6 protein-coding genes, 9 tRNA genes and 1 riboswitch are annotated in these 7,881 nt (G+C 40.0%); of the genes, 14 read left to right on the forward strand and 1 reads right to left on the reverse strand.

What is annotated here, in order from left to right:
* Positions 1–78 precede the first annotated feature (78 nt).
* Positions 79–1,242, reverse strand: a complete 1,164-nt coding sequence (locus IV84_RS08785) for an LCP family protein (protein WP_046871279.1) — start codon at positions 1,240–1,242, stop codon at positions 79–81.
* A 265-nt stretch (positions 1,243–1,507) separates the two neighbouring features.
* On the opposite strand from IV84_RS08785, the gene IV84_RS08790 reads away from it, so the two are divergent.
* From IV84_RS08790 to IV84_RS08855, 14 genes are all read left to right on the forward strand, one after another.
* The gene (locus tag IV84_RS08790) at positions 1,508–2,068 is read left to right on the forward strand and encodes a GNAT family N-acetyltransferase (RefSeq protein WP_046871280.1); all 561 of its coding nucleotides are present in this window, start codon (positions 1,508–1,510) and stop codon (positions 2,066–2,068) included.
* Positions 2,055–2,597 (forward strand): Rrf2 family transcriptional regulator, encoded by a 543-nt coding sequence (locus IV84_RS08795; protein WP_046871281.1) that lies wholly within the window; start codon positions 2,055–2,057, stop codon positions 2,595–2,597. Before IV84_RS08790 ends, IV84_RS08795 begins: the two co-directional genes overlap by 14 nt.
* Positions 2,598–2,637: 40 nt before the next feature.
* Positions 2,638–2,822: riboswitch (Lysine riboswitch) on the forward strand.
* 128 nt (positions 2,823–2,950) lie between these two features.
* Positions 2,951–4,420 carry an amino acid permease gene (locus IV84_RS08800; RefSeq protein ID WP_046871282.1) on the forward strand — a complete coding sequence of 490 codons (1,470 nt, stop codon included), beginning with the start codon at positions 2,951–2,953 and terminating at the stop codon, positions 4,418–4,420.
* A 129-nt stretch (positions 4,421–4,549) separates the two neighbouring features.
* Entirely contained in the window at positions 4,550–5,182 is a 633-nt protein-coding gene (locus tag IV84_RS08805) for a deoxynucleoside kinase (protein WP_056986455.1), read from the forward strand.
* A 279-nt stretch (positions 5,183–5,461) separates the two neighbouring features.
* Entirely contained in the window at positions 5,462–6,739 is a 1,278-nt protein-coding gene (gene serS, locus IV84_RS08810; protein WP_046871284.1) for a serine--tRNA ligase, read from the forward strand.
* 105 nt (positions 6,740–6,844) lie between these two features.
* Positions 6,845–6,917, forward strand: a tRNA-Val gene (locus tag IV84_RS08815).
* Between the two features lie 2 nt (positions 6,918–6,919).
* Positions 6,920–6,992, forward strand: a tRNA-Lys gene (locus tag IV84_RS08820).
* A gap of 20 nt (positions 6,993–7,012) precedes the next feature.
* Positions 7,013–7,094, forward strand: a tRNA-Leu gene (locus tag IV84_RS08825).
* 34 nt (positions 7,095–7,128) lie between these two features.
* Positions 7,129–7,201, forward strand: a tRNA-Thr gene (locus tag IV84_RS08830).
* A gap of 20 nt (positions 7,202–7,221) precedes the next feature.
* Positions 7,222–7,293, forward strand: a tRNA-Gly gene (locus IV84_RS08835).
* 23 nt (positions 7,294–7,316) lie between these two features.
* Positions 7,317–7,402: transfer RNA gene (locus IV84_RS08840), tRNA-Leu, on the forward strand.
* Positions 7,403–7,409: 7 nt separating this feature from the next.
* Positions 7,410–7,483 (forward strand) — tRNA-Arg (locus IV84_RS08845).
* A gap of 106 nt (positions 7,484–7,589) precedes the next feature.
* Positions 7,590–7,663: transfer RNA gene (locus tag IV84_RS08850), tRNA-Pro, on the forward strand.
* A 68-nt stretch (positions 7,664–7,731) separates the two neighbouring features.
* Positions 7,732–7,805, forward strand: a tRNA-Pro gene (locus IV84_RS08855).
* Positions 7,806–7,881 lie beyond the last annotated feature (76 nt).

Raw genomic sequence — 7,881 nt, forward strand, 5'->3', positions numbered from 1 at the left:
CCACCAATACGATTTGACAGAGACCCATAAATTACGTGGTTGAGCCATTTTTTGTTGATGTTCATTTTGATAGTTACCTTAATATCCAGGGGTGCCTGTTCCGGATTGTTGTGAGGATTGGGTATTATCATTTGTGTAGCTATTGGTATCGGCACTAGTTCCGGTGGTTACGCTATCTAAATTTGTCGTTCCAGTTGATTTATGACTAAGGTCTAAGCCGTTACGAATAAAGTTTGTTACCCGTTGCATTTCAGTTTGATCAGCGACTTCATAATCCTGCCCGTTAATCAATTGCGTGGTGCCTTGCAGGTGCGTAGATTTAAGATGATGCGTAGATACCCGATATTTAGCGGATAGCGCCACAATCTCGTGAAAACTTAAATCAGTTTGAGTTTGTTTTTTTAGAGAATCCATGAAACTTTGACTGAGCAAAGTGGTTATAGAATCACTCTTACGAACAATGGCCATTAGCACTTGCCGTTGGCGAACCTGACGTCCGTAATCACCCTTTGGATCTTCATCACGCATTCGTGAATAATCTAAAGCTGCTTTTCCACCTAAGTGAATCTTCTTGCCCTTAGTGACATCAGCTGCCCCATATTTAAAACTAAGGGTAGGAGTGATGGTAACACCACCAACGCCATTGACAATTTTTTCTAAGCCACCCATATTAACAAGGCCATAGAAATCAATGGGGACATCTAATAATTGCTGAATTGATTTGATACTGGTTCCGGCGCCGCCAAATGAATAGGCCGAGTTAAGCTTTGAGGGTGCGTACTGTGTGTATCCTGGAATGGAAATGGCCGTATCTCGTGGCACACTAGTCAAAGTCATACTTTTCTTTTTAGGATTCAAAGTGGCAATAATGATGGTATCCGTTCGACCCCTAAAATTACGACCCAGGGCACCAGTATCAGTGCCTAAGAGCAGAATTGAAACGGGTTTATTTTGTTTAATGACATCCGAAACATCGCGTGCTTTTTGAATATCCGCACTGTTGAAAACGGAATTCGCGGCTTTTTTTGCAGCATACCATTTGTAGGCTGCAAAGACGCCGAGTGCTACCACAATAAGACAAATGATTGTAAAAATGAGACGTCTTCGCCGAGAACGGCGTGGACGGTTAGGCCGTTTGTTCTGGTTACCATTCTCCGATTCTTTATGCATTTCGGTTCGGGTTGGCGGAACGTTAAAGTGGTTGTGCAGCTCGGATCTTTTGGGTGTTTGGTCCTCATTCATTGATTTGCCTCCTGAAGCAATATAAAATAAAAGTCGATATCTACTTTAGCATAACCGATTAAGTAGCCATTAAATTGGATTTTATCTTGATTTAATCTTTTTTTAAACATCAAAATTATATCACATTTATAGGGCATTACGAAAACGCAAACAAAATTAAAGTTGTTTGACACGATTAGTTTTGATTAAAATTGCCTATCTAAGCAAGAAATCTGTTATCCTTTAATTAGATAAGCATTCGTTGGATCGGATGGTGGAGAGACCTGTGGATAAAAAAATTAAAACGCCGAGACTGAATTTACGACCTTTTGTGTCGGGAGATTTGTTTAAACTTCAAGAAATTGTTGAAAACAAAGAAATTGCTGATCAGGCAGGGTTTCGCGTTTCTAGCAGTTCGTTTGAGACCGATTTTTTTTTGCAGCAACTTATGCGGACAAATATTTGGGCCATCACTTTAAAACAAAGCGCAGCCGTTATTGGGAGCATTGGATTGTATTCAGTTAGTAATGAGCATCAGGAACGTGATTTTCAAAAATTTGAAATTGGCTATATGATGAATCAGGACTTTTGGGGTCAGGGTTATATGAAGGAAGCAGTTAGTTACCTTTTACAACAAGTTTTTCAAACGAATGGGGACTATGTTGTCTTGGCGAGTACTTACACGGAAAATAAACGTTCAAAACTTCTTTTAGAACACCTTGGGTTTAAGCAGACAGGGCAACATACCTTGCCAGTGAGCGTTTTGAACCCTGCACCGAAACAAGAAACTTATTATGAATTGACAGAACGAAGATTTAAAGAAGGCGGTAATTATGCAACTCACTAAAGGGTTTGAACAGGCAGCATGTATCATTGCGTTATTGTGCACGCAGGACCGGAGAATTCCATTAACGACGGCAGTTATTCATAAACGGTTAACAGGTTCGGAAACGTATCTCCGAAAGATAATGCGGAAGCTTGTGTTGGCAGGATTGGTTACTTCAATTCCAGGAAATAACGGTGGTTTTCGGCTGGCTAAAGATCCCAGCGAAATCTCATTATTAGATATTGTGGAAGCTAGTGAAGGGACCATTAAAACATATCCAGATATGGGATTCATTGAAAATATTTTTTCAGATGCCCGACCAATTGCCAAACGAGGCAAGAATGTTTTGAACAAAACGTTTCAAAATGCGGATAATTTGTGGCGAAACTATCTTAAACAACAAAGTTTAAGTGATATTCTGGTCCAAATTATGGGTGAACCAACTGTTCCCGGAATTGATTGGAATGGGTCAGACGCAGAGTTACAAGCAAATTTTTTGGAACTAAATAAAAAAATCGAAAATGCCGAATCCAATCTAAATGATGATTAGGTGTTGTCAGAGTAAGTATGCTTGTATATAATTAAATCATATCGAAAGAAGAGGTTGCCAAATTCATAAGTAACAACTCAAAGATGATAAAGCATCTATGAAGAGTTGTGAAAGGGGAGTTGGCCGAAATTTGATGGTGCTTTTTCACCTTTGGGTTGGGCCCTGGTTTAACAAGTCAGGGACTGTCGTAATGTTTGTAGAACATTACGGGGCGCTATCTACGATTTGACTGAGAAATTTATCGGAAGTCTTTTTGTATGGCGATTTGTTATACAAAAGGGCTTTTTTTGTTGGTTAAAAATAAGATTGGCCGAGACCTTTTCTAATTCGAGAATCAAGGGGGAAACAGGTTTATGGCAGCAAAAGAGAATCACAGCATCGATCGCTCATTGAAAACACGACATATTTCAATGATTGCACTCGGTGGGAGTATTGGAACCGGATTGTTTGTGGCAAGTGGATCAGCAATTTCACAAGCAGGTCCTGGTGGGGCCTTATTGGCATATGTCGCAATGGGAATTATGGTCTATTTCTTGATGACCAGTTTAGGTGAAATGGCCACGTATATGCCCGTTTCAGGATCATTTGCAACGTATTCAACGAAATACGTGGATCCCGCATTGGGATTTGCGATGGGGTGGAATTATTGGTTTAACTGGGCCATTACATTGGCCGTGGATATCAGTACCGTTTCAATTGTTATGAAGTTTTGGCTACCAAATGTTCCGGGGTGGATCTGGAGTGTAGTAGCGTTAGTACTAATCTTTTCAGTAAACGCCCTCACGGTAAAAGCCTTTGGTGAAACTGAATATTGGATGGCCTTAATTAAAGTTATTACCGTTATTATTTTCCTGATTGTTGGGGTGGCAGTTATTTTTGGAATCATGGGCGGCCACGCAACCTATTTAAATAATTTCACGTATAAAAAAGCACCGTTTGTCGGTGGGATCCCTATGATTCTTAGTGTATTTGTTGTCGCTGGGTTCTCATTTCAAGGGACTGAATTAATTGGAATTACAGCTGGAGAATCAGAAACACCAGAAGAAAGTGTTCCTAAGGCCATTAACCAAGTGTTCTGGCGAATTATCTTGTTCTATATTTTGGCAATTTTTGTGATTGCCTGTATTATTCCGTATACCAGTCCTGATTTATTGGGATCTTCAGCAAGTGACGTTAAGATTAGTCCCTTTACCTTGGTCTTTCAACGCGCTGGTTTGGCTGGGGCGGCCAGTGTTATGAACGCTGTTATTTTAACATCGGTGATTTCATCGGCAAACTCGGGGATGTATGCGTCGACTAGAATGCTCTACTCACTGGCACTGGAAGGGTATGCGCCAAAAACATTTAGTTTAACCACTAACCGAGGAATTCCATTGATGGCGTTACTTGGGACTACCGTTGTTGGTGCACTTACCTTTATTTCTAGCATTGCGGGTCCACATATTTATATGTGGTTAGTTGCTGCTAGTGGTTTAACTGGATTTATCGCCTGGTTAGGAATTGCCATCTCGCATTTCCGTTTCCGTCGCGCGTTTATTAAACAGGGACATAAGGTGGAAGAGCTGCGGTATCATGCAAAATGGTTCCCGTTTGGCCCAATTTTTGCCTTTATAATCTGTATCTTAGTTATTGCTGGGCAGGATCTTCACTCATTTGCGACATTTAACTGGAAAGCAATTGGGATTAGCTACATCAGTGTGCCAATCTTTATTGTGTTGTATGTATTTTATAAAGTTAAATACCATACTCATGTGATTCCTTTGGACGAAGTTGATTTAACGCAACCTGATTTTATTTTAAAGGCTCGAAAAGCTAAGAAATAAGTGTATAATTCAAGATGCTGTAATAAAAATAAACTAGGCTAATCGGGGAATTTTTAAACTATATATTGTTTTTGAATCTGTTCATGCTACAATATATAGTATTAAAAGATGAATAAAGGGGTATTTCGAATGATTGCATTGTCAGGTCCAATTGGAGCAGGGAAAACAACGTTAACGGAAATTTTATCACGACATTTAGGTACAAAAGGTTATTATGAATCAGTTGATGACAACCAAATCTTGCCGCTTTTTTATAAAGATCCCAAGCGCTATGCGTTTTTGCTGCAAATTTACTTTTTGAATCGTCGTTTAGATGGAATCAAAGAAGCTTTTCAAACTAAAAATAGTGTGATGGATCGTTCAATTTATGAAGATTCGCTTCTTTTTCATTTAAATGCCGATTTAGGCCGCGCAACCAAGACAGAAGTACAAATTTATGATTCTTTGTTAACCAATATGATGGAAGAATTACCAGAAACTCATTACAAAAAGAATCCCGATTTATTGATTGATATTAATATTTCGTTTGACACGATGTTGACACGGATTAAAAAACGCGGTCGTTCCTATGAACAAATTGATAATGACCCAAGCTTGTATGAGTATTATCAAGATTTGAACCAACGCTATGTTGAGTGGTATGACAATTATAATGAAAGTCCCAAGATTCAGATCGATGGGGATCAGTTTGATTTTGTTGAGGATCCTAAGGCTCGCGACAAAGTCATTCAAATTGTGGATAAAAAAATTGCCGAGATTTAGTTGTTTGTTGACCTATTTTCGGGTATGATGGGATTAAATAATAAACGTAAAGCCTTTTTTAAGTAGATTTAAAGCGAGATAGAATTAGTGAAAGCTATCAATCGAAACTCCGATAGGCTCAAACGGGTGAGCAATTTCACACGGCTGCGGTCGTTAACCATAATTGAGGGTGCTGGTAACAGCAAACTTGGGTGGTACCGCGAAATAAAGTCTTTTCGTCCCAATTGATGGGATGAGAAGGCTTTTTATTATGCAATTAAAACTAGGGAGGTTTTAGTCATGTTAGATTTAAAAGAAATTCGAAATAATACAGATTATGTTAAGGAACGTTTAGGAACAAGAGGAATTGATCCAAAAGATATTGATAAGCTTTTAAAAATGGATCAACAACGGCGCAATTTAATTGTTGAAAGTGAAAACTTGAAGAAAACGAGAAATGAAGTTTCAGATCAAATTTCTCAATTGAAACGTAATAAAGAAGACGCCAACGATAAAATTATGGAAATGCGTAAAGTCGGTGGTGAGATTAAAGAACTGGACCAGCGTTTGCAGGCCTTAACTGAAGAAGTTCAGAATGCAGCCGCTCATTTGCCAAATATTCCTAACAAATCAGTTCCAATTAGTTTGACAGAAGAAGGTAGTGTTGAACTTCGTAAAGTGGGAACTCCACGCAAATTTGCCTTTACACCTAAGGCTCACTGGGAAATTGGTGAGAAGCTGGGCATTTTAGATTTTGAACGAGCAGCTAAAGTTTCGGGGAGCCGATTTGTTTATTACGTTGGGCTGGGTGCAAGACTTGAACGGGCTGTGTATAACTTTTTCTTAGATCAAAATGTTAAAGCGGGTTATACCGAAATGATCACACCATACATGGTTAATGAAGAATCTATGTTTGGCACTGGTCAATTTCCTAAGTTTAAGGAAACTCATGCAGGATATGAAATTCAAGACAGTGATTTAACCTTAATTCCTACTGCAGAAGTTCCACTAGTTAACTTTCACCGTAACGAAATTTTAGATGCCGATGCGCTGCCAATTAATGAAACGGCCTTATCACCAGCCTTCCGTTCAGAAGCGGGAAGTGCGGGTCGAGATACCCGAGGGTTAATCCGGATGCATCAGTTTAATAAAGTAGAAATGGTAAAATTCACTAAACCTGAAGATTCATGGGATGAGCTCGAAAAATTAACGAATCAGGCCGAAAGTTTATTGAAGCTTTTGAAATTGCCATATCATGTGATTACTTTAACAACCAGTGATATGAGTTTTACGGCTGCAATGACGCATGACTTAGAAGTTTGGATTCCTGCTCAAAATATGTATCGGGAAATTTCAAGTTGCTCAAACTGTACAGATTTCCAAGCCCGTCGTGCCAAAATTAGATATCGGGATGATGATGGTAAATTACAGTACGTGCACACGCTGAATGGTTCTGGTTTAGCAGTTGGCCGTACCGTAGCAGCTATTTTAGAAAATTATCAAAATGAGGATGGCTCAGTGACGATTCCTGAAGTCCTAATTCCATATATGGGTGGTTTAACAAAAATCACTAAGTAAAACCTAGGGATCGTTTAATTGATTAATAATTTTTTTGCGACAACTATAAAATGTTATTGACAATTAGTGGGCGTCAATGATAATATTATGTAGTTGTCGTGTGATGGAGGATTAGCTCAGTTGGGAGAGCGTCTGCCTTACAAGCAGAGGGTCACAGGTTCGAGCCCTGTATCCTCCATTGAGCCGTTAGCTCAGTTGGTAGAGCATCTGACTTTTAATCAGAGGGTCGACAGTTCGAGACTGTCACGGCTCATTTACAAATATATAAGCATTGCGGGCGTGGCGGAATTGGCAGACGCGCAAGATTTAGGTTCTTGTATCGAAAGATGTAAGGGTTCGAGTCCCTTCGCCCGCACTTCTAATTAATAACTTTTATTAATTATTGATTAGCCGACTTAGCTCAGTTGGCAGAGCATCTGTTTTGTAAACAGGGGGTCGGAGGTTCGAATCCTCTAGTCGGCATTCACCAATTTAATAGCTTTGCGGAAGTAGTTCAGTGGTAGAACATCACCTTGCCATGGTGGGGGTCGCGAGTTCGAATCTCGTCTTCCGCTTTGTAGGTTTAACTACAAGCATTGCCGGGGTGGCGGAATTGGCAGACGCACAGGACTTAAAATCCTGCGGTCAGTGATGACCGTACCGGTTCGATCCCGGTCCTCGGCATTAATAAGCACCCATAGCGCAATTGGATAGAGTGTCTGACTACGAATCAGAAGGTTGTAGGTTCGACTCCTACTGGGTGCATCAATATTATGGAAGCTTGCTGGTTTAGAATCAGTAGACTGAATAAGTTTAAAATGCCAACTGTAACTTTTACATGTTGGCATTTTAATTAGATTGATAATATGAGCGGGAAGTAGCTCAGCTTGGTAGAGCACCTGGTTTGGGACCAGGGGGTCGCAGGTTCGAATCCTGTCTTCCCGATTAAGCACTTGAACGGTGGAAAAGGTGCCCTGACGTTAAAACTAACCACTTAAAGTTATTTACCAAAACGGGAAGTAGCTCAGCTTGGTAGAGCACCACGTTCGGGACGTGGGGGTCGCAGGTTCAAATCCTGTTTTCCCGATAATGGATAATAAGAAAGTCGTGAGATCATTTGATTTCGCGATTTTTTATGGGTCTCTGTCAAATCGTATTGGTGG

The sequence above is a fragment of the Pediococcus damnosus genome (assembly GCF_001437255.1).
Classification (GTDB): Bacteria; Bacillota; Bacilli; order Lactobacillales; family Lactobacillaceae; genus Pediococcus; species Pediococcus damnosus.